Below are 25,866 nucleotides of genomic sequence, written 5' to 3' on the forward strand. Positions count from 1 at the left end.
TTAGTAGGCTGAACGAGCATCCATGCGTCTGGTGTCGCATGCTGTAGTTGTTCCCTGGATCAGGAGAGTGAGTGCCATGCCCAAGACCGGCAAAAATGATCATGCACGGAAAAACGAGTTGCCATCGACGCTCCAGCGCTCGGATCAGAAGGCCCAGGACACGTTCGCCAAGACCTACGACTCGGCGATGGATTCCTATGACGGCGATGAGGGCAGGGCCGCCCGCACGGCTTTCGCGTCGCTGAAGCACAGCTACGAGAAGGTGGGCGACCATTGGGAACCCAAAGAGGAAAATGGACCTTCCGATGACCACGCGGCTGGAGGGGCCAGCTCGGATAAGCCCACTGCCGGCGGAGTGGACGCCAACGCTTCCAAGGAGCACCTCTACCGGCGGGCCCGCGAGCTGGACATCAAGGGCCGTTCAACCATGAACAAGGATGAGCTGGTCCAGGCACTGCAGAAAGCCAATGACGCGGCTACCCGGAAAGCCCGGGAAAGCTGAATCTGGGCGCAGGATGCCGCAGCGGGCGAATGGTTGGGCTGGGTGATGTCAGGCACATTGTGACGCGTCTGCGAAGCGCCCTGTTTTTGCTGTTGCGCCGAGGTAAGGCTAACCTAAATAGTCTCCATTTCCCCATGCCCTCCCGTTCCGGGCATACATCGCAGGCGGTTCCCTTTGCGCAAACTCAGCCGTTCCACAGCAGCCCTTGGGGTCGCTGCACTTCTTTCCCTGACCGGTTGTGGTCTTAGCGGTGGACAGACAGGCGCCACCGGGAAAGTGGCCGATACCAACCAGCGCATCGTCGTGGATAACTTCCGGGCCCCCGTGGCCAACTGGGCCCTGGAGTCCGATGCCGCGTACATTCTGTCGTTGTCCGGCTGCCTGGAAACCCTGACCAAATATGATTCCGCCCAGGGCAAGGTGGTCCCGTTCCTGGCTACTGAGTGGAAGCAGGTCTCACCACTTGAGTGGAACTTCACCATCCGTGAAGGCGTGAAGTTCCAGGACGGTACCGATCTCACCGCAGAGACCGTCGCCGCTTCGCTGAACTCAGTCCTTAAGGCCAAGGTGCCTGCAAGGGCGTTCAGCCCGGGCATTGTCAGTGGAGTCCAGGCAACTGACGCCAAGACCGTTCGCGTCACCACGCCGGTGGAGAATCCGCTGGTGCCGTTCCGCTTGGCGAGCGTCAACACGGGCATCCTCGCGCCTGCCGCCTATACCGGTGCCACGGTGAATCCCTTCGGCCACTGCACGGGACCGTTCACCCCAGTGTCTGAGAAGGCGAAGCAGTCCCTGACCCTGGACCGCAACGAGAATTACTGGGGCGGAAAGGTGCAGTTGGCTGGCGCAGAAGTCCGCTTCATCACCAATGGCGCTACCAGGGCCGCGCAAGTGCAAACCGGCGAGGCCGACATTTCCTTGTCCATTCCAGCCTCCGCACTGTCCACGCTTGAGAGTGCACCCGAGGTGTCCGTCCTGAAGGCAGATTCACCCCGCACGGCCACCCTGTACATGAACAACGGCAGGGCACCCTTCAACAACGTGGATTTCCGCAAGGCACTCCGGTCCGCTCTGGACCTGGAAGCCCTGGCCGCCAGCGTCTACGAAGGCGCGGCGTTGCCTGCAGCTGGTCCCTTCGCGCCCTCCGAACCATGGGCATCCAGCGAAGCCAAGACTCCCAAGCAGAACCTGGACGAGGCGAAGAAGCTCCTGGCCGATGCCGGCTACACCGCGGACAGGCCGCTGGAGATCATCGCCATCGTGGAGCGGACGGAGTTCGCCGACGTAGCAACGGTGATTCAGGACAACCTCAAGGACATCGGTGTTCCAGTGACCATCCAGGCCAAGGAATACGCCTCGGCTGAACCGGACGTCTTGGCCGGCAACTATGACATGATCCTGAGCCAGCGCAACCGGCTGATTGACATTGCCGATCCCATTGGCTTCCTGACGGCCGACTACACCTGCAAGGGCACGTACAACCTGAGCCACTTCTGCAACGAAGAGTACGACGCACTCATCACAGAAGCTGCCCGGACCTCCACCACTGAGGAACGGTACAAGCTGTATGGCAAAGCCGGTCAACTCCTGAACGACCAAGCCGTGAACCTGTGGCTGGTCAATGAACAAGCCACGGACGCTGTCCGCAGCAACGTCCTGTCCTACGTCCAGGACCCGCTGTCCCGTTACGTCCTGACCGCGCAAACGGCCAAGGCCGGCTCCTGACAACGGGCTGGGACAACCGAAGCACGTATGATCACGTTCCTTGCGAAGCGGACGGCGACCCTGGTGGTCGCCGTCCTGCTGTCGTCTTTCGCCGTCTTCCTGATTCCTTACGTGACCCCAGGCGATCCGGTCCGGAAAATTATCCGGTCCCGTGTAGCCGGCGATGTGGTGGACGAAGCCACCGTTCAGGCACTGGCGGAAAGCCTGGGACTCAACGATCCGCTTCCCGTGCAATATCTCCGGTGGCTGGGCGACTTCTTCACAGGGGACATGGGGTTGTCGCACATTAGCCGTACACCGGTGATTGATCAGGTGTTGCTTGCCTTGGGCATCACCCTCAGCCTTGTGCTGGTGGCTTTGGGCACGGCCGTGCTGGTGTCCCTCCCATTGGGCATTGTTGCGGCCCTGAAGCAAGGCAGCAAAACCGACAAACTGATCACCACTGTCACACAGTCCTTTATTGCCATGCCGGAATACTGGTTGGCACCACTGCTGGTGCTGGTCTTTGCCCTCAAACTTTCCTGGCTGCCCTCGGCCGGGTGGAATACGGCGTCGTCCATTGTCCTGCCGGCCGCCACGCTGTCCCTTCGGCCCATCAGCTTCTTCACCTCAGCGGTCCGCTCGGGAATGATCGATGCCCTTGAGGCGGAGCACATTCCCGCTGCCCGGGCCCGCGGCCTTAGCCACGTGCAGACTGTCCTGCGGCATGTTGTTCCCAACGGCCTGGTTCCGTTGTCCACGTTGTTCGCGGTGTGGTTCGCCGGTCTTCTGGGAGGTTCGGTCATTGTGGAGGTCATCTTCGCGATCCCCGGGATGGGCCGCCTTCTCTACGACGCCGTGGTCAACAGTGACATCCCCTTGGCGCAGGGAGGCGTGGTGGTTGTGGTGGCTTTGGCTGTTGCCATTACCACCCTCGCGGACTTCCTGCACCGGATTCTGAGCCCAAAGGTGAGTGGCGCCCTTGCGTAAACGGTCAGTGCTCGACGGCGCCGCCGTCGTTATTCTCGTCCTGATAGTTGCCGCCGTGGCGGCTGCACCGTGGCTGGCACCTTTTCCACCGGACGATCAGAACCTCGCTGCACGGCTCGCGCCACCCAGTGCCACACACTGGTTGGGGACGGACCACCTTGGGCGGGATACGCTCAGCCGCTTGCTCGACGGCGGCCGGTTCTCTTTGGTGGTGGCGGCACTGGCCACGGTCCTGACCGGAATCATTGGTTTGGTGGTCGGTGTGCTCAGTGCCCGGCGGAAGGGCTGGGTAGACGAACTGTTCACCCGTACCAATGATGTCTTGTTGGCGCTGCCGGAGATGGTGGTGGCATTGTTCATCGTCGCGGCCATGGGCACAGGTTTTACGTCCCTGCTGGTCGCCCTGACCGTAACCGGGTGGACGCCGTTTGCCCGCCTGGCCCGGACGTTGGCCTACGACGTTTCTGCCCGCGGGTTCGTCGAAGCAGCGCGCGTGGTGGGCTGTTCGCCGTCGTTCATTGTCTTCCGTCACATCATCCCGCACCTCGCAGCGCCGATGCTGGGGCAGGCGACCCTGCGTTTCGGACAGCTCCTGATCAGCGTGGGAGCCCTGTCCTACCTCGGGCTGGGCGTTCAACCGCCACAATCCGACTGGGGTTCCATGGTGGCAGCGGCCCAGCCGTATGCGGAGCGGGCACCGTGGGGGATCATTGCTCCGGGCCTCACCATCTTCCTGGTTGCCCTGTGTGTAACGCTGATCGGCCAGCGGACGTCACGGCGGGCAGCCGACCCGGTGGATGTCCTGGTAGTGGAGGGCCAGCATGCCTGAACTGGTGATCGAGAACCTGACGGTGCTGGGCACAGACGCAGGACGCCCGATTCTCTCCGGTGTGAGCCTGGCCGTGCATCCCGGCGAGTTTGTAGCGCTCGTGGGAGGTTCCGGGTCGGGCAAAACCATGACTGCCCGGTCCGTCCTGCAGTTGCTGCCGCAGCCTTTGCGGATTGCCTCGGGGTCCATCCATGTGGACTCCGTAGACGTGACCCGTGCCTCCGGACTTGAGCTGAACCGCATCCGGGGTGGCCGGTTGGGGATGCTTTTCCAGCAGCCCAAGAAGATGTTCAACCCCAGCAAGACCCTCCGTGCCCACCTGAGGGAACCCCTCCGCCTCCATTCAGGCCTGCGCGGAAAAGCTGCGGAGGAGAAGGTGCTGGAGCTGCTGGCTGAAGTGGGATTCGAGGATCCGCAGTGGGGCGCCCGGGCCTACCCGCACCAACTTTCCGGTGGCATGGCCCAACGTGCCATGACAGCCGTGGCCCTGGCGGGCCAGCCGGGGATCCTGCTTGCTGACGAACCAACGTCTGCTTTGGACAAGGTCCTGGAACGCCAGATCCTGCAGTTGCTGGACCGCGAACGGAGCCAGCGTGGTCTGGGGATTCTCTACATCACGCACAATCTTGCCTCTGTTGCGGCCTTCGCAAATCGCGTCCTGGTGATGGAGGCAGGCAAGATCGTGGAGTCGGGCACCACTGAGGAAGTGCTGGGAAGCCCGAAGAGTCCTTACACGCAAAAACTTCTGGAGGCATCAAACCTCCTGCCATCAGGGACTGTGAAGCAGGTGCACCCGGCGCGGAATGTCCTTACCCTCAACAGCGTCGTCAAGAATTTCGGCCGCGGCCGCCGGGGTCGCAGTCCAGCACTTGACGCTGTTTCCCTCGAGCTGAAAAAGGGGGAGATCCTGGGAGTGCTCGGCCAATCCGGTTCCGGGAAAAGCACCTTGGCCAGGTCAATCGTTGGTCTGGAAGGAATGAGCAGCGGCAGCATCACCCGGGCTCTGTCAGCAGACCGGCTTGCCGATCCGACTGCCGTCCAACTGGTGTTCCAGGAACCACATGACGCCTTCGACCCCCGCATGACACTCCGCGCAAGCCTGGAAGCACCCTTGCCACGGCGGCTCCCGTCGAGCGAGAAAACCCAACGGCTGAGCGACGCCATGACGGAAGTGGAACTGGAACCCAGTCTGCTGGACAGGCGTCCGGGCCAATGCTCCGGCGGCCAGTTGCAGCGGGTCACCATCGCCCGGGCGCTCCTGATGGAGCCGGAAGTGCTCATTTGCGACGAAGCAACCTCTGCCCTGGATGCACTGACACAAAGAACCATCCTTGACCTGCTGCAACGCCTGCACCGCGAGCGGGGGCTGTCCCTGATGATGATCACCCACGACATGGACGTGGTGCGCCATATGTGCCAGCGGGTAGCCGTCCTCTATCAGGGGCGGTTGGTGGAACTCACCGACACCGATAAGTTCTTCGCTGACCCGCAGCACCAGCACAGCAAAGACCTGGTCTCGGCCGCGATTCCCTGCAGGGGACTGCATCTGAAAAAGATGAGGACTGCCCCTTAGCAACAGTTCACGTCAGATGATCGAAGTCTCCCCGCACCCAGGCGGCATGCCGTTCAGCGGAGTCGTGCAAAACGGCTTTGGCTCCGGACGATATGACGTTGTTGAAATTCCCATAGATGCGATCGAACCCAAGCGTGTCCAACTGCGCGGCGATCCGCAACACCACGGCTCCGGACAGCGGCAGGCGGTTCGGGTAGCTTCGCATAAACGAGATGGAACGGCAATCCGGATTGGGAAACACGCTGTCACCGGTCAACAGAACCCCCATGCCGGCTGCTCCGGCCGCCCAGTGCGCCACGGCGCTGCCGGGAAAGTGTCCGCCGGTTTGGTGCAGGGTCAGCCCGGGGGCGATCGACATGCTGCCGGACCAGTAGGCAATGGTCGGATCATGGCGTCCCAGCCATTGGCGGTCTGCCTCAGTCACCCATACCGGGGCGCCGCCCAGCCGCCGTGACCATTCGACCTGCACGCCGAACATGTGCGGATGGCTGGCGGCGATCGCCAGGACAGGTCCGTGCTCCAGCACCGCCTTCACAGCGTCGTCGTCGATGTAGCCCACCGGATCCCACAGCAACGAGCCCTGGGACGTCACCACCAGCTGGGCCGTCTGGCCGATTCCGACCTTCGGGTCAGTACTGACGCCGATAAGACCTGGTTCGCTTTCCGAGAGCGATATCCGCTGGCCGGCCGTCCTGAGTTGGTCAAGAGTGACCCACTGTTGCCCTTCGTCAGGGACGTACTGCCGTTCGTCGGCACAGATGGGGCAGACACCCGGAACGGGTTCATCACGTTCCACCGCACAGGCCGCGCAAATCAGCATGGATGGTCCTTTCGGAGCGGTCAGATTCGGGGCCTACAGTCCACGGCCCGCGGACCGCCGTCCGCCGCACACTGGTGGGCCCAGAATATTGCACGGGTGCGACTCTCCGGAAGGGCAGGTTTCGGGGCCGACAGTGTTGCCAAAGCCAACGGACAGGCTCACAGTGGGTTACGTCAGGTCACTAACACGATCAGGGAACCGTGTATCCGCCGTGGAGGTCAACCATGAGCACCACATCCGACGACGTCTACCAAGCTTCACCCCCGGACGAAGAACCACAGCTCAAGCGGGTTCTGGGGCCCAAACTCCTGCTCCTCTTCATCGTGGGCGACATTCTCGGAGCGGGCGTTTACGCAGTCACCGGGACGATGGCGGGGACGGTGGGCGGCATTGTCTGGTTGCCGTTCCTTCTGGCCTTTATTGTGGCGACGCTGACGGCATTTTCCTACTTGGAACTGGTGACGCAGTACCCTCAGGCGGCGGGCGCGGCGCTGTATACGCACAAGGCATTCGGGATCCACTTTGTCACGTTCCTTGTGGCGTTCGCCGTGGTGTGTTCCGGCATCACCAGCGCATCAACGTCCGCGAATGTCCTCGCCCAGAATCTGTTCGGAGGTCTGGAAGTCAACGGGTGGATGGGCGCGCCTGACAAAGGAATGATCACACTGGTCGCAATGGCATTCATGCTGTTGCTGGCAGTAATTAACCTCCGCGGGGTTGGCGAAAGCGTGAAGTTCAACGTGGTGCTGACCTCGGTTGAGGTACTCGCCCTGTGCATTGTGATCGGCGTCGGGTTCTTCGTGATGGCGCAGGGAACAGGCAACATCCAGGAAATCACGGTGTTCACCGACTACCAGGACAAGGGGCTGTTCCTGGCTGTTACAGCCGCCACGTCCATTGCCTTTTTTGCCATGGTTGGATTCGAGGACTCCGTGAACATGGTGGAGGAGACCAAGAACCCGGAGCGCATCTTTCCCCGAACCATGTTGACGGGCCTCGGTATCGCAGTGTTGCTCTACATGCTGGTAGCGGTGTCGGTTGTCAGTGTGTTGTCACCCACCGAATTGGGGGAGATCAGGGAATCCGAAGGGGCGGCACTCCTCGAGGTCGTCCACAAGGGCTCCCCGGATTTCCCGATCGATAAGATCTTTCCGTTCCTGGCAGTCTTTGCGGTGGCCAACACTGCCTTGATCAACATGCTGATGGCGAGCCGGCTGATCTATGGGATGGCCCGCCAGCATGTCCTGCCGCGCGGCCTTGGCAAGGTGCTGCCCGGACGCCGTTCACCGTGGGCCGGCATCACTTTCTCCACCGTCCTGGCCCTGGGACTGATCTGGTACGTCAGCATCGATCCGGACAGCAACATCGTGGCCAACCTGTCGGGGACAACCGCTTTTCTGCTGTTGTGCGTCTTCACCGTGGTCAACGTGGCGTGCGTGGTGCTCCGCCGCAAGAGGCACCCGGACCGCAAGGTCTTTTTCACCTCGCCCGGTCAGTTGCCGTGGGTGGCCGCCACCCTCTGCGCCTTCCTCGCTGGTCCCTGGGTGGGCAGGAACCCCATACAGTACCAAGTGGCCGGCGGGCTCATGGCCATTGGTGTCGTGCTCTGGTTCATCACGTGGCTGATCACCAGAAAGTCCACTCCTTCAGCAGGGCCACGCGACCGGGAGCAGGGAACTCCTTCCGGATGAATCACCAGGAGCTGCTGTGAACGATCAAGCAGGCACCACCGAACCGGTCAACACGGAGCCTCCGCTGGACGGCGATGAAGCCGCCACCCTGATGGGCTTCCTTGAGCGACAGAGAGCGACGTTTGCCTGGAAGACGGAGGGACTTGACCGGGACGGCCTGAGGGCCCGGCACGCTCCGTCGTCGTTGACTTTGGGTGGGCTGCTCAAGCACTTGGCCCGCTTCGAGGACGATATGTCCACCGAGTGGCTCCATGGCCGCAGGCAACTTCCCCCGTGGAACGCAGTTGACTGGGACGCCGACCCCGACTGGGACTGGAATTCCGCTGCCGGAGACCCGCCGGAGGAGCTGTATGAAAGGTGGCGTGACGCTGTTGCCCGCTCCAGGGTCTTGTTCGAAGCAGCTATGGCAGAAGGCGGCCCGTCCCGGCAAGGCACCATCGCGTCCCGTCCGGACATCGAGTTGCCCAGCCTGCGCTACATCCTCCTGAACATGATTGAGGAATACGCCCGGCACAATGGCCACGCAGACCTTATCCGCGAATCTGTGGACGGTCTCGTGGGGCAAGACCCGCCCGGCTGAGGCTGCGTCCAGCGACGTCCTCTGGAGGGTTCCGCGAAAAAGATCATCATGCTTACTATTGTGGAGCGCTTGAAGTCAGAGCTGAACACCACACATTGGAGCGGATATGGCACTGGGCAAGGGAACGCGCGTGGAGTGGAACACCTCCCAAGGCAAAACGCACGGGAAGATTGTGGAGAAGAAGACCAGCGACTTCGAATTGGACGGCAATACCCACCGAGCTACTGAAGACGAGCCGCAGTACGTGGTGGAATCAGACAAGACCGGCGCGCGGGCGGCCCACAAAGGCTCCGCCCTGACCGAAAAGAACCAGTGATATGTCCCATCAGCACGATGTAGTCATCATCGGCGGGGGCAATGCGGGAGTCTCGCTTGCGGCCCGGCTGAGCAGATACGGGGTCAAGAACATTGGCCTCATTGAACCCAAGGACCATCACCTCTATCAGCCTCTGTTCTCCCACATCGCCGGCGGCAGGGCTGCGGTCAAGGAAGCCACCCGCAGCCAGGCATCCGTGATGCCCCGGGGGGTTGCCTGGATCAAAGACCATGCGGTGGACGTGGACACCACGGCCAACATGGTGATGCTGGCCTCAGGCAGCGCCGTGGGCTATCAACATCTGGTGGTGTGTCCGGGGCTCCAGTACCGGTGGGATTCAGTGCCGGGCTTGGCCGAGGCTGTCCATTCCCCGTACGGTGCGTCCCACTATGAATTCGAGCTCGCACCCAAGGCCTGGTCACTCCTGAGCAGTATCCGGTCCGGCACAGTGGTTTTTACCATGCCGTCAGGACCTGTTAAGTGTGGGGGCGCCAGTCAGAAGCCGATGTACTTGGCGTGCGACTACTGGCGCGAGCAAGGTGTCCTGGACAAGATCCGCGTGGTGATGGTGCAGCCATATCCCACCGTATTCGGCATCCCCGAGGTGGACAGGGAGCTTGAGCGGAAAATTGCTGAATACGGCATTGAGCTCCGGACAAACAGCGAATTGGTGGCCGTGGACGCTGCCAGCAGGCAAGCGACCATCCGCAACAATGTCACCAACACCACTGAGGAGCTGGGGTACGACGTCCTGAACGCCGTCCCACCCCAGTCTGCGCCGGAGTGGCTCAGAGCTACGGATCTTCCAGCCCCTGGTGGGCAGGACGGGTTCGTCCACGTGGACACCGAAACATTGCGCCACGTCCGCCACTCCAACGTGTGGTCCCTGGGCGACGCTGCAGCCACCACCAACTCCAAGGCCGGCGGTGCCCTGCGCAAGCAGACCAAGGTGCTGGCGAAGAACCTCGTGGCGGCCCGCCAGGGAAAGCCGCCCGCGATGAAGTACGACGGCTATTCCGTGTGCCCCTTCACTGTTTCGCGCACCACGGTGGTCTTCGCTGAATTTGACGACCACTATCGCCCTATGCCTACCATCCCGAAAGTGCCCACGTGGAAGGAAAGCCGGGTGTCGTGGTGGGTGGACCGCATCATGTTCCCCCAGGTCTACTGGCACATGATCCTCAAGGGCAGGGCTTAAGGACGAGTCCATTCCCACCACGTCAGCCAGGCAGCTGCGGGTTCCGGGCTAGGGTGTGGGGCTGCCACCGTTGACGTTGAGGGTTTCGCCAACTACGTAGCTGGATTCGGGCGAAGCGAGGAACACGTACGCCGGGGCAAGCTCTGCCGGCTGGCCGGCGCGGCCCAGGGGAGTGGAGTGCCCGAACTCCGGCAAGGCCTCTTTGGGCTGGCCGCTGCTCACCTGCAGCGGGGTCCAGATGGGACCGGGTGCCACCGCGTTGACCCTGATGCCCTTGGGGGCCAGCTGCTGGGCCAGGCCCTTCGTGAAATTGTTGATGCTAGCCTTCGTGGTGGCATAGTCCACCAGTGTGGGCGAAGGGTTGTAAGCCTGGATCGATGTGGTGTTGATAATGGTTGAACCAGCGGGCAGGTGGGGCAGTGCAGCCTTGGTCAGCCAGAACATCGCGTACACATTGGTCTTTAGTGTGTGGTCGAATTGCTCGTCGGTGATGCCTGCGAGGTCTTCCTGTGCCACTTGCTTGCCTGCGTTGTTGACCAGGATGTCCACTCCGCCCAAGACGGCGATGGCGGTATCCACCAGCTCCCGGCATGTAGCGGAGTCTTTGAGATCGCCTGGCACCTTGACGGCCTTGCGGCCTGCGGCTTCAATAATGCCGGCGATCCGGGCGGCATCTTCTTCCTCTTCGGGAAGGTAGGAAAGCACGACGTCGGCGCCCTCCCGCGCGAAGGCAATGGCGGTCGCCGCGCCGATGCCCGAGTCCGCGCCGGTGACGATCGCCTTGCGGCCATCCAGCCGGCCGGTTCCGCGGTAGGTTTCCTCACCAAGATCCGCTGTGGGCGTCAAATCTGCGTCCAGTCCCGGCTCGGGTTGGTGCTGTTTCGGCGGGGAGATTTTTTCGTAGGCGGTGACAGGGTTTCGGAACGTGTACTGATCAGTCATGATGGTCCTCCTGTTGTCTACGGGAGAAGCGCTGCGGGTATCGCGCCCCTAAAGCTAAGGAAGCTTATGAATCCACACTAAGCACGCCTGAGGTCAGGTGCAAAACCGGGTGGTGTGTCCCTGCTGCCCGACGCTGGCTGCGCCTAGGTGCTGCTGCCGGAAGCGCCCGACGCTGGCTGCGCCTAGGTGCTGCTGCCGGAAGCGCCCGACGGCGGGAGGTCGCCGTCGTGCTTCTGTTGGTCTGGGCGTGGACTGCTGTCGGCCGGCAGTGCCGCCGCAGGGGCCGTTGTGGCCCCGCGCTGGAGTTGCAGCAGGGCCAGCAGGGGGAACAACAGGACGGAGAGCATACCGGCGCCGACAAGTGCGGAGGAGATTCCGCTGGTGATGAATCCCTGCTCCCGTCCGATGGTGGTTACGGCCACGATGATGGGCAGCCCCGTTGCCCCGAACAGCAGGATTGCCCGCTTATGGGCCCATGTCGAGCCCCGGGGCGCCGCCAGCAAGGACGGCAGGCCGCGGATGACCAGCAGGAGCACCAGGAACAGCGGGACCAAAGCGAGGGTAGCAGGGCTTGACGTCAACGCGCCGAGATCAAAATCAATACCGGTATCTATGAAGAAGATGGGCACCAGGAATCCGAAGGCGACCGCATCGATTTTTGTTTCAATGACTCTTCGGTCAGCTTCGGGAGCACGCGCGATGGTTACCTGCCAGAGGACGCCGGCCGCGAAGGCACCCAGCAGCATGTCCAGCCCCAGCACCATGCTCAGGACAACCAACGAGCTGAGGACAAGCATGATGGACCGCATGGCGAATTGGCTGCTGGTGTGGAGGGTCCTGGTGACCTGGGCGTGGAAGAGAGTGTGCCGTGCTTTTGAAGCGAAGTAGATGGATACGCCGGTCAGGAGGACAAATCCCAACAACACCACTGAAGCCGTTCCCACTTGCTTCCCGGAGAAGAAGAGTGAAATCGCAATCAGGGGACCAAACTCGCCTACGGCGCCCAGGGCTGCAACGGCAGTGCCGACGGGAGATGTGGATTCGCCCGCATCACGGATGATGGGCAGCAGGGTTCCCAATGCTGTGGAGCACAAGGCCACTCCAATGATCACGGCGGCCTCGGGGGCGGGAGCCAGCACAAAGCCGGCGCCGACTCCGGCTGCCAGGGAGATCACCCATCCCGCGGAAGCACGTTTGATGGGGCGCCCGCGGATTGCCGTGAAGTCGATTTCGTTCCCTGCAACGAAAAACAGCATCGCCAGCCCAAAATCAGCCAAGGTGTCGGTGAACGGAGTGGATTCGATCCAGCCCAGCAGGCTGGGGCCAAACAGGATCCCCAGGACAATTTCGAAGACCACGATCGGCACCTTGATCACGGGATCAAGCAGCCGAACGGCTAGGGGAGCTGCAACTGCCAACGCTGCGATGAGGACCAGTGACGCGGACAGGCCTTGCATGTCAGGCCCCGGGCCGTCCGGGCCATGTCTTGCCCGCCCAAGGATCGTAGTCGGCAAGGAGTTCCTCCTGCGGCGGGCGCCCGCTGTCGGGAACGTGCTGTAGGTTGATCCGAACCCTGTACCAGAGCGAGCTGGATCCCCTCATCCCGTCAATAAGGACATCTGCCGGGTGCAAAGCGGAGACGACGTCCGGGTGCCGTTCTTTCCATTCCTCCAGCGCGGCGAGGGCTTCTGGTTTCGTTTTGGTGCGGGCCACCTCGATGAGTGGCATCGTGGGCATCCGGCGGCCTGAGCCGTCCCCGCTTCGCGGAGCCTTTTCTGCCGGGCCGAGCTCGGCAGCCAACGCCAGCAGCCCGTCGAGTGACCCCACGGCGTGGTCGATGCCGGCGTGGGGATCACCCACATCGGCATAGCGGCCAGGGACAGTGAGGACCGTGAACTGGTCCGGCCGGGCTGAGCGTACTTCTGCCCAGGTCAGTGGAGTTGAGACGCGGGCATCGGGGAGTGACCGGACCGAATAGGCGGAGGCAACGGTGCGGTCCTTGGCGTTCTGGTTGAAGTCGACGAACACGCTTTCACCCCGTTCCTCTTTCCACCACCTGGCGGTGGCGAGTCCCGGTGCGCGGTTCTCCACCTCCCTGGCCAGGGTTTCGGCGGCGAGCCGGACCTCGCGGTAGGACCAGTGCGGCGCGATCCGCACCAGGATGTGAAGCCCGCGCGAACCGCTCGTCTTAGGCCATCCCACCAACCCCACGTCGTCGAGGACGTCCTGTGCGACGTACGCGGTGTCCACGATCTGCGACCAATCCACACCCGGCATGGGGTCGAGGTCCACGCGAAGCTCGTCAGGGTGCTCAAGGTCCTCGGCGCGGACGGGGTGTGGATTGAGGTCCAGGCAGCCAAGGTTCACTACCCAGGCCAAGCCCGCGGCGTCCCGGATGACCGTTTCTTCAGCGGAGGTTCCGGAGGAGTAGTGGAGCGTAGCTGTGTCGATGAACGGCGGATGGTTTTCCGGCACGCGCTTTTGGAAGAACGGCTCTGCATCGATGCCTTTGGGGAAGCGCTTGAGGACCATCGGCCGGCCGCCGGCTCCCCTCAGCGCACCATCGGCCACTTCAAGGTAGTAGCGGACCAGATCGAGTTTAGTCAGCCCGGGTTCCGGGAAAACCACTTTGTCCGGATTCGAGACACGAACCTCGGCACCGTCAATGTCAAGAATCTCCGCGGGGGTCTTGGAGGGGCTCATGCGGTCACGCTAGCAACGAACGGTTGTCCCAGCCAGAGGAATCGGAGAAAAAGTGGTTCCATGCTGTTGCCGGGGCCACTACATTTACGGAACTGGCATTTATAGTAGCGAAAACGTCTTCTCCAAACCCCGAAAAAAACCAGAGGTACCCAGGCGTTAACCCCGCGGGGTGTATCCGTAGCGGTGGAATGCACATTGACGTTTTGAAGGCACATTGATGAAACATATTCTTTCCCGGCATCTATTATGTCTGCCCGGATGGCTCACCAATGAAAGGGGAATGGATTGGGCTGGGTCTGGACCTTCGACAGAAATTTGCAAAGGTAAGTGTCGAGACGGTTAACGGGAGGGTTTTCACGTTTTCTTGAATGACGAGGCCGAATTCATCCCCTGCCCCGGAACGCCTGGTAAGCATGGCGGAACGCCTCTTCGAGACGCGTTTTGCGGCCTGGAGGCATCCAGCCGCCGCCAAGGCAATCCGGCTATATTTGGCCATGTCAGCCCACCACCATCCACTGAGGGAGTCTGCACACTATGGCCAAGGAACTCGCCACCCAGCTCATCGAACAACTCCAGGCTGCCGGAGTGCAGCGGATCTACGGCATCGTCGGCGACAGCCTCAACCCGATCGTGGACGCTGTTCGCCAGACCGGAGGCTCGGCGAAAGGTGGCATCGACTGGATCCATGTACGTCACGAGGAAGCCGCGGCGTTCGCCGCCGCCGCGGAGGCGCAATTGACCGGCAGGCTCGCCGTTTGCGCAGGATCGTGCGGCCCCGGCAATTTGCACTTGATCAACGGCCTGTACGACGCCAACCGCACTGGAGCTCCGGTGCTGGCCATCGCCTCGCATATCCCCAGCAAGCAGATCGGCAGCGGTTTCTTCCAGGAAACCCATCCGGACCGGCTGTTCACGGAATGCTCGGTATATTCGGAACTGATCAGTACTGCCGAGCAGGCACCACGGGTCATGCACAGCGCCATCCAGAACGCCATCGCCCTCAGGGGAGTATCAGTGGTTACGCTCCCGGGCGATATCGCCGGTCTCGAAGCCACGGCCCCCACGCCTTTGCCTGCCACGTTCCGGCCCGCAACGGTGGTGCCAGATCCTGCGGGCGTCCAGGATTTAGCCAAGGCCATTAACGACGCCGATAAGGTGGCTGTTTTCGCCGGTGCCGGCGTTGCGGGCGCCCACAGGGAACTTATGGCGCTGGCAGAGCTCATCAAAGCGCCCATTGGACACTCCCTCAGGGGCAAGGATTTTGTCCAGTACGACAATCCGTTCGATATTGGCATGACCGGTTTGCTCGGCTACGGTGCTGCGGCGGAGGGTATCGAGGACGCTGACCTGCTGATCCTGCTGGGCACCGACTTTCCGTACGATCAGTTCCTGCCGGATACCCGGACAGCCCAAGTGGACCGGGCCGCCCAGCGGCTGGGCCGGCGGACCGACGTCGATGTTGCCGTCCACGGCGACGTCCTGCCAACACTTCAAGCATTGCTGCCACTGATCCATGCAAAGAAGAGCCGCCGGTTCCTGGATCAGATGCTCAAGAAGCATGACCGCCTGATGAACAAAGCCGTGGGCGCCTACACCCGCAAAGTGGAGAAGAAGCAGCCGATCCACCCCGAATATGCTGCCTCCTTGCTGGACCAGGTTGCAGCAGAGGATGCCATCTTCACGGCTGACACCGGCATGTGCAACGTCTGGACCGCCCGCTACATCAACCCGTTGGGCACACGGCGACTGATCGGTTCCTTCCTCCACGGCTCCATGGCCAACGCGCTTCCGCACGCGATTGGTGCGCAAGTGGCGTATCCCGGCCGGCAGGTGGTCTCAGTCTCCGGTGATGGCGGCTTGTCCATGTTGCTGGGTGAGCTCATCACCGTTGCCGCGCACAAGCTGCCCGTGAACGTGGTGGTGTTTAACAACTCCACCCTGGGCATGGTCAAGCTGGAGATGCTGGTGGATGGACTCCCTGACTTCGGCGTGGACGTCCCGGACGCAAACTACGCCGAGGTTGCCAAGGCGCTGGGCTTCCACGCAGTGCGCGTCACGGATCCAGCGGACATCGAGGCTGCGTACAGGGAGGCCTTTGCGCACCCCGGACCGTCACTGGTGGAGCTCATTACCGATCCGAACGCGTTGTCCATTCCGCCGAAGATCTCCGGGTCCCAGGTCATCGGATTCGCGACTGCCATGTCCAAAGTGGTCCTGAACCGGGGCGCAGGCGAGGCCGTGAGCATGGCCCGCAGCAACCTGCGCAACATCCCGCGGCGTTGACTCACTGCCGGAGTGCGGCGGCCAGGTAAGGGGCCGTCCGGCTTTCCGTTGAACGGGCGACGACGGCGGGCGGACCGGTGGCGATCACCTCGCCACCGGCGTCGCCGCCGCCGGGTCCCAAATCGATCACCCAATCTGCGTCCGCCACCACGTCCATCTCGTGTTCGACCACGATCACGGTGTTGCCGGCGTCGACGAGCCTGTGAAGCTGCTTCATCAGCAACTGCACGTCAGCGGGGTGCAATCCGGTGGTGGGTTCGTCCAGCAGGTACAGGGTGTGCCCGCGCTGGACGCGCTGTAGTTCGGTGGCGAGCTTAATGCGTTGGGCTTCCCCGCCGGATAACTCCGTGGCGGGCTGCCCCAACCTGAGGTAACCCAGCCCGACTTCCTTCAAGGTTTGCAGGCTTCGCGAGACGGCCGGGAGATCTGAGAGGAACCCGGACGCTATTGAAACGGTCATTCCCAGGACCTCCGCGATGGTCCGGCCACGGTAGGTAACTTCCAGGGTCTCCGGGTTGAAACGGGAACCGTTGCACTCAGGGCAGGGGCCGTAGCTTCCCGGCAGGAACAACAATTCCACCGCCACGAACCCTTCTCCCTGGCACGTTTCGCAGCGGCCGCCGGCGACGTTGAAGGAGAACCTTCCTGCGCCGAAACCCCGGGCACGGGCGCCATCAGTGGCCGCGAATTCTTTCCGCACACCATCGAAAAGGCCCGTGTAGGTGGCCAGGTTCGAGCGCGGAGTGCGGCCGATGGGCCTCTGGTCCACCTTCACGAGGCGATCGAGACGGTGCAGCCCGGACACGGCCGCAGTCCCCGGTACCGCAGTGGGCGACTCGCTGTCCGTGGACTCCGGGTGCAATTCGGCGCTGACAACATCGGCCAGAACCTGGCTGACCAACGTGGACTTACCCGAGCCGGAAACGCCCGTCACAGCCGTGAGCACACCCAGGGGAAAGTCGACCGCAAGCCCGCGGAGGTTGTGCCGGGTGATTCCTCGAAGTTCCAACGACTCATCCCATGGGCGGGCAGCACCTGTACCCGCGCGGCTGCCTTCGGGGAAAAGGAAGGGTCTGGTCACGGAATCCTGCACAGCTTCCAGGCCGCCCACGGGGCCGCTGTAAAGGACCTGGCCACCACCATCTCCGGCATGCGGTCCGACGTCCACCAACCAGTCCGCGGCCCGGACGAAGTCCATGTTGTGCTCCACAACGAACACTGAGTTTCCGGACGCCTTGAGCTGGTTGAGGACCTCAAGCAAGGGTTCGGCATCAGCCGGATGAAGTCCGGCGGACGGTTCATCCAGCACATAAATGACGCCGAACAACCCGGAGCGCAGCTGTGTGGCAATCCTGAGCCTTTGCATCTCGCCGGGAGAGAGCGTCGGCGTTGCGCGGCCCAGTGCCAGGTAGCCCAGGCCGAGTTCCAGGAGCACGGTAACCCTGGCGAGCAGGTCACGGGTGATGGCGACGGCCACCTCGTTGCCTTCGCCGGAGGTCTGGGTGCGGGACGCCGTGCCCGCGGCCGTGAGCTCGGCGGTGGGCCTGATGATCTCTGCCAGTTGCGTCATGGGCAGGGCGTTCAGCTCTGCGATGGTCTTACCGGCGAAGGTGACTGCGAGCGCGTCGGGCCTGAGTCCGCTGCCGTCGCACCGTGGGCATCGGCCGGTCTCCATGAAGCGCAGCACCCGGTCCCGCATGGTGGTGCTCTTGGAGTCCGCGAGCGTGTGGAGAACATAGCTTTTGGCGCTCCAGAATCTACCCTTGTAGGGCTTGGCAACGCGGTCGCGTTGGGGTGTCACTTCCACCACTGGCTGTTCCTCTGTGAAGAGAATCCAGTCCCGGTCCTTCTTCGGCAGTTTTTTCCACGGCGTGTCCACGTCGTAGCCCAGGTGGGTGAGGATGTCCCGAAGGTTCTTGCCTTGCCAGGCGCCCGGCCACGCGGCTATGGCACCGTCCCTAATGGTGAGGGAGGGGTCGGGAACCAAAGACGATTCGCTGACCGTGTGGGCAACGCCCAGGCCATGGCACTCGGGGCATGCTCCGGCGGCGGTGTTGGGGGGAGAACGCATCTGAGTCCAGTTGCTTGGCGCCTTGCGGATAACGCCCGGCCCGGGAGAACAGCATGCGCAGCGAGTTGGAGAGGGTTGTCACTGTACCCACGCTGGAGCGTGCGGTCGCGGTGCCGCGGCGTTGTTGGAGCGCGACGGCGGGTGGCAGCCCGGTGATGGACTCCACCTTGGGGTTGTGGCCCTGTTGGATGAGGCGGCGGGCGTAGGGTGCCACGGATTCGAAGTAGCGGCGCTGTGCTTCGGCAAAGATGGTGCCGAAGGCCAGGGAAGATTTGCCGGAGCCGGAGACGCCGGTGAAGGCGACGATCGCATCTCTGGGGACGTCCACGTCAACGGTGCGGAGGTTGTTTTCGCGTGCCCCCCGGACTCGGACAAAGCCATCCTCGGGGGCGGCAACCTGCGCTGCCGGCGCATGGGGAACTGGCCGCTGGGAATTTGTCAGTACTCTGTCCATTTCTATGACTCTAGCCGCGTTCGCGACTTGTCGCTTGGACGGGCCGGCTCCCAGCCTTGGCGCTAAGGGGCGGGGATGATGAAATCGTGCCTGCCGGCAGGCGTCGCTTTGCTGTTTGGTTGAGGGATCCCCGGACCCGGCTCCGGGCCGGCACTGATCAAGAAGAACTGATCCGGTCCGCTCAAACGGTAGTGCAGCAGGGTCCCCAGGAGGAGAATGCGGATTATGGCTGACGAAACCCTGGATGAACAGCGCACCAACGAGAACGTGGTCAAGCGGCTGATCGACTGCATCAACAATCGTCATATCGAGGTCATGGATGAGCTGTTCCATGACGACGCCGTGATGCATTGGCCTCAATCCGGGGAAGTGGTTCGCGGGGCGGAGAACCGCAGGGCCATCTACAGCGCCTTCCCACAACTCCCCACCATTACGCCGCGGCGCCTCCTGGGTGGCGGCAACCTGGTCACCGCTGAGGCCCTGCTGGACTATGGCGGACCTACCTATGAGACGGTCTTCATCTTTGAATTCCGCGACGGCAGGATTGCCAAGGAAACAGCCTACTGGAGCGAAGCCTTCCAAGCTCCCGAGTGGCGCTCCCAGTGGGTTGAGGTCACCAAGGCCTAGGCGATCCCAGGACCGCCCCGCATATCGGCTTCACTCTGCTGGAGGCCGGCGCCGTTGCTGCTTGGTTGCGGACCTGATTTCCTTGGCTGCGCGGTGCCGGCGGGCCGAGCCGCGGGTGGGCTTGGAGGGGCGGCGAATAACTTCCGGGACAAGGCCGGCCCTGACGATGTCAGCGAGTTTGGCCAGGGCGATCTCCCGGTTCCGCAGCTGTGACCGCTCCTCGGCGGCCGTCACTGTGATCACTCCGTCGACAAGTCGTGGCCCAAGGCGCCTGAGCAGCATCTGGAGCTGCCCATCCGTCAGCGCCGCAGTTTTGGCAACGTTCCACATCAGCTCTGCGCGGCTGTCTGTGGTGTTGACATGCTGGCCGCCGGGTCCCGACGAACGCGAAAAGCGCCAGGACAGCTCCGAGGCGGGAACCATCACTGTGGGGGAGATGCGCAGGTCCATGGGTCTAGCCTCGCACGTCCCGAGCCGTGCCGGGTCGGCAAAGGCAGGGACATCCTCCGACACGGTTTTAGAAATTAGGTAAGGCTAAGCTAATCTTTCGTTTTGTGATTGAACTGAGTGAACTCTCCGGGCTTGAAGCCACAGAGCTGGTCCTCCGCTATGGGGACAAGGACGTGGTACACGGTGCCGGGCTCCACCTGGAGCCAGGCCGCATTGTGGCCTTGGTAGGTCCGAACGGCAGCGGCAAGTCCACGCTGCTCCGTGCGCTCGCCCGTCTGCATGAGGCTTCCTCCGGAACAGTGACGGTCCGGCCCGCCGGCGGAGAAGCATCCGATGCGCTGTTGATGAAGCGCAGTGACTTCGCACGCCACGTAACGTTGCTGTCGCAGAGCCGGCCTGTGCCGCACGGACTGAGCGTTCGTGACGTCGTGGAGTTCGGTCGCCATCCGTACCGCGGACGGTGGCGTGCTGCCGATCCCGAGGGCCCCGCTGCTGTCCACCGTGCCATGGAACTGACAGGCGTTGCTGAACTTGCCGATCGTGGTGTCCAGGAACTCTCCGGCGGACAACTGCAACGGGTATGGCTGGCAAGCTGCCTGGCTCAGGACACGTCGGTGTTGCTCCTCGACGAACCCACCAACCACCTGGACCTCCGGTACAAAGTGGAAATTTTTGACCTGGTCTACGACCTCGCCCGCGTCCACGGTGTGGCGATTGGCGTGGTTTTGCACGACCTCGATGAAGCAGCCGCGCTGGCCGACCACGTGGTGGTTCTCTCGGAGGGTCGGATTGCAGCGGCGGGTCCAGCCCACGAAGCCCTCGATGCAGCGCTGTTGAGCGACGTCTATTCAATCCCCATCGTCACCCATACTGACCCGCTGACCGGCAGGCTGCGCACCCGCGCGGTGGGCCGGCACAACGACAGCTGAAGACTTCCAAGACAACGTCAGCACCCCAACACGAAAGGGACCCCGTGTCCATGAAGATTCACAAGGCCTTGGCCGCCACTGCTGCCTTGGCAGTCCTGCTCACCGGCTGCGGCACTACCGAAGGACCTGCCAGCCAGGCGTCCAACACTGCGGCGGCCGGCGAAGCCATCACCGTAACCGACGCCCGCGGCACCGAAGTCAAGCTCGACGGCCCAGCCAAGCGAGTGGTGGGCACCGAATGGAACGTGGTGGAGAACCTGACCACCCTCGGCGTCATGCCGGTTGGCGTTGCAGACGTCAAGGGATACAGCGCCTGGGTTACCGCCGGCACGCTGGACAGCACTCCCACGGACATTGGAACCCGTAACGAGCCCAGCTTCGACACCATTGCGTCGCTGGATCCTGACCTGATCGTTGCGACCACTGATCTTGCCGAACCAGTCATCAAGCAGCTCGAAGAGTTGGCTCCCGTTGTGGTGGTGAAGTCTGCCGATGGCAGCCGCCAGATTGCGCAGGCTGAAGACAACTTGAAGCTGGTCGCCAAGGCGACCGGCACGGAGAAGAAGGCCGACGAGGTCATCGGTGCGTTTGATGCCGCCGTCATCAAGGGCAAAGCCGATCTCGAGAAGGCCGGCCTCGGCGGTTCCCGCGTGGCGTTCGCCGATGGCTGGGTTGCTGACGGCAAGGTTTCCATCCGCCCCTACACCAAGGGATCCCTGCTGGCTGACATTAATACGGAACTGGGGCTCGTCGACCCCTGGACCGTTGAAGGGGACCCTGCGTATGGCTTGGGCTCCACGGACGTCGAAGGCCTGACTGCCGTCGATGCCGACCACTTTGTCTACATCACCAACAGTGCCGACGGTGACTTCACCGAGCAGTTGACGGACAACGCCGTGTGGAAGTCCCTTCCGTTCGTGACCTCCGGCAACGTGCACCGCCTTGCTGATGGCATCTGGATGTTCGGTGGCCCTGCCTCGATGACCCAGTATGTCGACGCGATCGTCGCGTCCCTCACCAAGTAGTCCCACCTCATGACCGACACTGCGAAGAGGCCCGCCATGACCGTACCCACGGCCGTGGCGGGTACTCCCGTCCCCGCACCGCCCACCGGACACGGCGCCCGGCAAGGAGCCCGGCGTCTTGCCGGACCGGTCCTTGTGGCTGCGGCCGGGATGGTTGTCCTGGTGTTGTTGTCGGCGCTCCACCTCACGCAAGGAACGGCCGACGTCGGCCCGTTGCAGTTGCTGGGGCTGGTCACCGGTGGCGGAACTGACCAGGACACCGCAGTGTTGGTCGGCTCGCGCGTACCGCGGCTTTTCGCCGGCCTGTTGGTCGGCGTCGCGTTGGGGGTGGCCGGTGCAGCCCTGCAGTCGGCCACCCGCAACGTTCTTGCTTCCCCGGACACGCTGGCGGTCAACGCCGGAGCCCACTTTGCCATCGTGGCAGTGGCCGCCTTCGGGCTGACGCTGCCGGCGCTGCTGTCGGGCGGTATTGCCTTTATCGGCGGTCTGGCTGCGGCGATGCTGGTTCTGGCATTGTCCGGCGGGGGAGCCAACGGCAACGGCGGTCCCATCCGTTTGGTGTTGGCCGGCACGGCGCTGGCCCTCGGCCTGCATTCGTCCACCAGCGCGCTGTTGCTGTTGTTCAGCCAGGAAACCACCGGTCTCTACGCCTGGGGGCAGGGCAGCCTTGCCCAGTCGCGCACCGATGAACTGATCCAGTTCACACCGGTCATACTTCTGGCCATTGCAGGCTTGTTCCTCCTCGCCCGCAGGATGGATTTGCTCGGTCTGGGCGACGATGCCTCCCGGCTGGCAGGTGCGGATCCGCGCCTGGCCCGGGTCGGCGCCGTCGTACTTGCCGTCGTCCTGTCCGCAGCGGCAGTAACGATCGCCGGGCCGATTGGCTTCGTGGGTCTCTGTGCCCCGGCCATTGTTCGGCTGCTGGCCTCCCGGCTCCGCGGCCTTGGCCGACACCGGGCGTTGCTGCCAATCTCCGGTGTGGCCGGTGCAGTGGTGGTCATCGGGGCCGACGTTCTTGTCCGTGGCCTCTTCGGTGCCCAAGCCGGCGTCGAAGTTCCCACCGGTGCAGTCACTACGGTCTTCGGCGCCGTTTTCCTGGTGGCACTGGCCATGCGGATGTCCGACGCCGGCTTGAGTGTTGCAGGCGACGCTTTGGCGCGGCTGCGTTCACGCCGGTTCTTCCTCACGGTATTGATCGGGCTGCTGGTGCTGCTCACGGGCTTGCTGGTGGCGGGCGCGTTGCTGGGCGATGCGAAACTCTTGCTCGGTGATCTGGTCAATTGGCTCACGGGCCAGTCCGGAAACCGTGTCAGTGCCGTGCTGGGTACTCGCGTGCCGCGGGTCCTGGCAGCAGTTCTTGCCGGAGCTGCCCTGGCTCTTGCCGGTGCGCTCATCCAGGCAGTCTCCCGGAACTCCTTGGCCGAGCCTGGGATTCTGGGAGTCTCCGGTGGCGGCGGACTGGCGGCAATCATCGTCATCACCACGGTCCCCACCGCTGGCTCGTGGGTCATCACCGGCTCTGCGCTGGGCGGCGCGGCATTGTCCGCGCTGCTGGTCTTCGGCCTCGCCTTCCGCGGAGGGCTGCAGCAGAACCGCCTGGTATTGATAGGCATTGGTGTCTCCGCGGGATTGGCCGCGATGATTACAGTCCTCCTGGTGAGTACGGACCCGTTCAACCAGACCAGGGCGCTGACGTGGTTGTCCGGCTCCACGTATGGCCGTAATTTCGCGTCGGTCCTGCCTCCCCTCCTTGCTTTGCTGGTCTCGCTGCCTGTGCTGGCGGGAATGCGGCGGGATCTGGACCTTATTGCGGTAGATGATGATTCTCCCCGTGTGCTTGGCATCGGGCTGTCCGGATCACGCCTGCTCCTGTTGTCGGTCGCAGTGCTCTTGACAGCGGGTGCTGTCTCATCGGTGGGCGTGATCGCATTTGTTGGTTTGGTGGCCCCCCACGCAGCCCGGACCCTGGTGGGGGCGCGGCACTCCCGCGTGCTTCCGGTGGCCGCCCTCATTGGGGCCGGCACGGTGGTGTTCGCAGACGTGATTGGCAGGACTGCCATAGCACCCGCACAGATCCCCGCGGGAATCATGACGGCCTTGGTGGGAGCGCCGTACTTCGTCTATCTGCTGTGGCGGTCCCGGGTGGACCGAAACGTCTGACCTCCCGCTCCAAGACCTCCCGGACACTGGCCTCCACCACATAGGATCGACTGTATGGCCGGTACCGTGGACGTTCTTGGCCCCATTCTGGAAATGATGACCTGGGTGGGGTTCGTCCCGGGTGTGCCCTTGCTGATCAGTGCCTGGATCATCGCCAAGCGCCGATGCGTTTGGGTGACCGCGGACGGTGAACGCTTTGCCGCGGGCGGATTCATGGGCCTCCACTGGGTAGACCAGTCAGACGAGGAACGCAAAGTCCTGCTGGATGTCCCGGCTGGTGCCGGAGGCTATGAGCCGCGGGCAGTAGTGGTGCATTATGACGTCTGCCATCCTTCGAGATGCTCGCTTGAACCACCGCGGCACGACCATACAGTGCTGATTGTCGGTTGGATCCTCACTGGCGTTGGCATCCTGAGCACGCTGGGCGGATTTGCCCTCCTGGTGCTTTAGTCCTGAACCCCTCGAATGACTCTCCGGACCGGATAAGGGAATCGTTGGGGAGACAGGATTTTCACCGTGGTTGCTCAACCCGATCGTCAAAGAAGGGCGCCAGGCAGTCCGCGTAGTGGTTCAATGCCTCGGTAAAGGAGAGCAGCCGGATGGTATCCGAAGTGGCAGTTTCCGTTGCGTCGGCGCGAGCTTCATCAACAAGGCACAGCAGCGGTTCTGCACTGAATCCGTTCGCGGTCAAGGTGGCAATTCCCCAAGGATGGTGGGGATCCGCCACCGAGATGCCAGCAGAATCGAAAGTGTCCCGGAGGACATTGCCCGTCACTGTCCGCCACGACTGGAGGTACGGCGGCTTTAGTTGTTCGATAAGGTCCTCGTCGTTGGCCTCATAGGCTGAACGCAGCGCCGTAGTGAGACCGTCCCACTCCTGGGCGTCGCGGACCATGAGGTGCGCGGCCCGCAGGTGGGCAAGTGTTTCGTCCAACGTCATGGCAGTCCCCAAACTTCCCGTCGTTTGCGTGCCCCGGACAGGCATGCCTGACCGCCGTCGGCCGTCATCATCAAGGAGAACGGACAACAGCCCGCCATGATTCCCGGCAGGCCGGGTGCTGTGCATTTCCGGCCTATACCGACATTCCTTGGCCGCCTAGTAAATCAGTAGTCTTACTATTAGGCTGGCCGTTTGGGGAAAGTCCCCGGCACGGAAAAAAGCGAGGCGAGGCATGACTGAAGAGCAGGACATCAAGAAGGTCACGGACATTATCAACGACTCCAGGATCGGAATGCTGACCACCCTCAACGAAGACGGCGCGCTGGTCAGCCGTCCGCTCGCCGTACAGGACGTCAAGGACGACGGCGACATGTGGTTCTTTACGGGACTGGACACCTCGCAGGTGGCGCATGTCCGGCAGGATGCCCGGGTGAACGTGTCCTTCGGCAAGAACACGGAGTGGGTTTCAGTAGCGGGTACGGCTGAAGTTGTTACGGATCGCCGGAAAATCCGCGAACTGTGGAACCAAGTGGTGGAAGCCTGGTACCCGGATGGACCGGATACTCCGGAAGTGTGCCTGCTGCACGTCGATTCGGACTCGGCTGAATACTGGACCAGTCCGGGTGGAACAGCCGCGACGGTACTTCAGTGGGTCAAGTCCAAGGTCACCAACTCCCGGTTCAGCGTCGGCGAGAGCGGAACAGTGGAACTCTGAACCACCGTGGATGACGCAGAGCGGTTCAAGGTCCTCCTTACGGAGGAACGGGACCGAAAAATGAAGCTGGTGGAAGCACTGCGCAGCGACATCACCTCGGTGAGCCTCGCACGGCAGGACTCCAATGTGGATGACGAACATGATCCCGAGGGCAGCACCATCGCGTTTGAGCTTTCGCAGGCTGAAGCCCTCTTGGAGCAAAGCCGCGCAGGCCTGGAGGAGATCAATGCTGCCCTGGAGCGGATTGTCGAGGGCAGCTACGGGAGGTGCCAGGTGTGCGGCGCGGACATTCCGGAGGCCAGGCTCGAGGCCCGGCCGTGGACGCCCTTCTGCGTGGAGCACGCCTCCGGCCGGCGCCGGTGAG

The 25,866-nt window shown here is 62.9% G+C and carries 23 protein-coding genes and 1 pseudogene; 17 read left to right on the top strand and 7 right to left on the bottom strand.

Translation table 11 applies throughout. From position 1 onward, the window contains the following. The first annotated feature begins 76 nt into the window (after positions 1-76). The 5 genes from QEH68_RS10125 (at position 77) to QEH68_RS10145 (ending at position 5,598) form a co-directional block, all read left to right on the top strand. Complete coding sequence (locus QEH68_RS10125; RefSeq protein ID WP_207597345.1) at positions 77-502, top strand: ChaB family protein; 426 nt, start codon at positions 77-79, stop codon at positions 500-502. A gap of 174 nt (positions 503-676) precedes the next feature. After that, positions 677-2,227 (top strand): ABC transporter substrate-binding protein, encoded by a 1,551-nt coding sequence (locus tag QEH68_RS10130; protein ID WP_280627865.1) that lies wholly within the window; start codon positions 677-679, stop codon positions 2,225-2,227. Between the two features lie 27 nt (positions 2,228-2,254). Continuing rightward, positions 2,255-3,196 (top strand): ABC transporter permease, encoded by a 942-nt coding sequence (locus tag QEH68_RS10135; RefSeq protein ID WP_280627866.1) that lies wholly within the window; start codon positions 2,255-2,257, stop codon positions 3,194-3,196. Next, on the top strand, positions 3,180-4,025 hold the full coding sequence (locus tag QEH68_RS10140) for an ABC transporter permease (protein ID WP_207597348.1): 846 nt from the start codon (positions 3,180-3,182) through the stop codon (positions 4,023-4,025). The genes QEH68_RS10135 and QEH68_RS10140 overlap by 17 nt, the downstream gene beginning before the upstream one ends. Beyond that, positions 4,018-5,598 carry an ABC transporter ATP-binding protein gene (locus QEH68_RS10145; RefSeq protein ID WP_280627867.1) on the top strand — a complete coding sequence of 527 codons (1,581 nt, stop codon included), beginning with the start codon at positions 4,018-4,020 and terminating at the stop codon, positions 5,596-5,598. The genes QEH68_RS10140 and QEH68_RS10145 overlap by 8 nt, the downstream gene beginning before the upstream one ends. A gap of 7 nt (positions 5,599-5,605) precedes the next feature. Here QEH68_RS10145 and QEH68_RS10150 read toward each other — a convergent pair whose 3' ends face one another. After that, entirely contained in the window at positions 5,606-6,418 is an 813-nt protein-coding gene (locus tag QEH68_RS10150) for a hydrolase (protein WP_280627868.1), read from the bottom strand. Positions 6,419-6,642: 224 nt separating this feature from the next. Between QEH68_RS10150 and QEH68_RS10155 the strand changes: the two genes are divergently transcribed. From QEH68_RS10155 to QEH68_RS10170, 4 genes are all read left to right on the top strand, one after another. Continuing rightward, the gene (locus tag QEH68_RS10155; RefSeq protein ID WP_280627869.1) at positions 6,643-8,109 is read left to right on the top strand and encodes an APC family permease; all 1,467 of its coding nucleotides are present in this window, start codon (positions 6,643-6,645) and stop codon (positions 8,107-8,109) included. 16 nt (positions 8,110-8,125) lie between these two features. Beyond that, on the top strand, positions 8,126-8,689 hold the full coding sequence (locus tag QEH68_RS10160; RefSeq protein ID WP_242703593.1) for a DinB family protein: 564 nt from the start codon (positions 8,126-8,128) through the stop codon (positions 8,687-8,689). Between the two features lie 106 nt (positions 8,690-8,795). Then, on the top strand, positions 8,796-9,005 hold the full coding sequence (locus tag QEH68_RS10165; protein ID WP_207597352.1) for a DUF2945 domain-containing protein: 210 nt from the start codon (positions 8,796-8,798) through the stop codon (positions 9,003-9,005). 1 nt (position 9,006) lies between these two features. Continuing rightward, on the top strand, positions 9,007-10,203 hold the full coding sequence (locus tag QEH68_RS10170) for an FAD/NAD(P)-binding oxidoreductase (protein ID WP_280627870.1): 1,197 nt from the start codon (positions 9,007-9,009) through the stop codon (positions 10,201-10,203). A 48-nt stretch (positions 10,204-10,251) separates the two neighbouring features. Here the strand turns inward: QEH68_RS10170 and QEH68_RS10175 are convergent, their stop codons facing one another. The 3 genes from QEH68_RS10175 to ligD all read right to left on the bottom strand — a co-directional run bounded on the left by QEH68_RS10175 (position 10,252) and on the right by ligD (position 13,848). Then, the gene (locus QEH68_RS10175) at positions 10,252-11,145 is read right to left on the bottom strand and encodes a glucose 1-dehydrogenase (RefSeq protein ID WP_280627871.1); all 894 of its coding nucleotides are present in this window, start codon (positions 11,143-11,145) and stop codon (positions 10,252-10,254) included. 182 nt (positions 11,146-11,327) lie between these two features. After that, entirely contained in the window at positions 11,328-12,602 is a 1,275-nt protein-coding gene (locus QEH68_RS10180) for a cation:proton antiporter (protein WP_280627872.1), read from the bottom strand. Position 12,603: 1 nt separating this feature from the next. Further along, positions 12,604-13,848, bottom strand: a complete 1,245-nt coding sequence (ligD, locus tag QEH68_RS10185) for a non-homologous end-joining DNA ligase (protein ID WP_207597356.1) — start codon at positions 13,846-13,848, stop codon at positions 12,604-12,606. Between the two features lie 534 nt (positions 13,849-14,382). Between ligD and QEH68_RS10190 the strand changes: the two genes are divergently transcribed. Then, positions 14,383-16,131, top strand: coding sequence for a pyruvate dehydrogenase (locus QEH68_RS10190; RefSeq protein WP_280627873.1), 1,749 nt, complete (start codon positions 14,383-14,385; stop codon positions 16,129-16,131). Position 16,132: 1 nt separating this feature from the next. Here the strand turns inward: QEH68_RS10190 and uvrA are convergent. Beyond that, positions 16,133-18,656, bottom strand: a pseudogene (uvrA, locus tag QEH68_RS10195) (excinuclease ABC subunit UvrA). A 225-nt stretch (positions 18,657-18,881) separates the two neighbouring features. On the opposite strand from uvrA, the gene QEH68_RS10200 reads away from it, so the two are divergent. Then, a complete protein-coding gene (locus QEH68_RS10200; RefSeq protein ID WP_242703594.1) occupies positions 18,882-19,283 on the top strand; it encodes a nuclear transport factor 2 family protein in 402 nt (133 codons plus the stop codon). A gap of 30 nt (positions 19,284-19,313) precedes the next feature. On the opposite strand, the gene arfB is transcribed toward QEH68_RS10200, so the two are convergent. Continuing rightward, positions 19,314-19,733 carry an alternative ribosome rescue aminoacyl-tRNA hydrolase ArfB gene (gene arfB / locus QEH68_RS10205; RefSeq protein ID WP_207597360.1) on the bottom strand — a complete coding sequence of 140 codons (420 nt, stop codon included), beginning with the start codon at positions 19,731-19,733 and terminating at the stop codon, positions 19,314-19,316. 104 nt (positions 19,734-19,837) lie between these two features. On the opposite strand from arfB, the gene QEH68_RS10210 reads away from it, so the two are divergent. From QEH68_RS10210 to QEH68_RS10225, 4 genes are read left to right on the top strand one after another with little or no spacing between them, the layout of a single operon-like run. Next, positions 19,838-20,662 (top strand): ABC transporter ATP-binding protein, encoded by an 825-nt coding sequence (locus tag QEH68_RS10210; RefSeq protein ID WP_207597361.1) that lies wholly within the window; start codon positions 19,838-19,840, stop codon positions 20,660-20,662. Positions 20,663-20,706: 44 nt separating this feature from the next. Further along, positions 20,707-21,687 (top strand): iron-siderophore ABC transporter substrate-binding protein, encoded by a 981-nt coding sequence (locus QEH68_RS10215; protein ID WP_278251953.1) that lies wholly within the window; start codon positions 20,707-20,709, stop codon positions 21,685-21,687. 9 nt (positions 21,688-21,696) lie between these two features. Next, positions 21,697-23,847, top strand: a complete 2,151-nt coding sequence (locus QEH68_RS10220) for an iron ABC transporter permease (RefSeq protein WP_280627874.1) — start codon at positions 21,697-21,699, stop codon at positions 23,845-23,847. Between the two features lie 54 nt (positions 23,848-23,901). Next, positions 23,902-24,297, top strand: coding sequence for a hypothetical protein (locus QEH68_RS10225; protein ID WP_089594989.1), 396 nt, complete (start codon positions 23,902-23,904; stop codon positions 24,295-24,297). 61 nt (positions 24,298-24,358) lie between these two features. On the opposite strand, the gene QEH68_RS10230 is transcribed toward QEH68_RS10225, so the two are convergent. Further along, a complete protein-coding gene (locus QEH68_RS10230; RefSeq protein ID WP_280627875.1) occupies positions 24,359-24,787 on the bottom strand; it encodes a hypothetical protein in 429 nt (142 codons plus the stop codon). 232 nt (positions 24,788-25,019) lie between these two features. On the opposite strand from QEH68_RS10230, the gene QEH68_RS10235 reads away from it, so the two are divergent. Both QEH68_RS10235 and QEH68_RS10240 read left to right on the top strand, forming a co-directional pair. Beyond that, positions 25,020-25,502: a pyridoxamine 5'-phosphate oxidase family protein gene (locus tag QEH68_RS10235; protein ID WP_280627876.1), complete on the top strand. Its 483-nt coding sequence runs from the start codon at positions 25,020-25,022 to the stop codon at positions 25,500-25,502. Between the two features lie 6 nt (positions 25,503-25,508). Continuing rightward, positions 25,509-25,865 carry a TraR/DksA C4-type zinc finger protein gene (locus QEH68_RS10240; protein WP_280627877.1) on the top strand — a complete coding sequence of 119 codons (357 nt, stop codon included), beginning with the start codon at positions 25,509-25,511 and terminating at the stop codon, positions 25,863-25,865. The last annotated feature ends 1 nt before the right edge of the window (position 25,866 follow it).

Origin of the sequence: Paenarthrobacter sp. OM7, from assembly GCF_029873575.1 — a bacterium.
GTDB lineage: Bacteria > Actinomycetota > Actinomycetes > Actinomycetales > Micrococcaceae > Arthrobacter.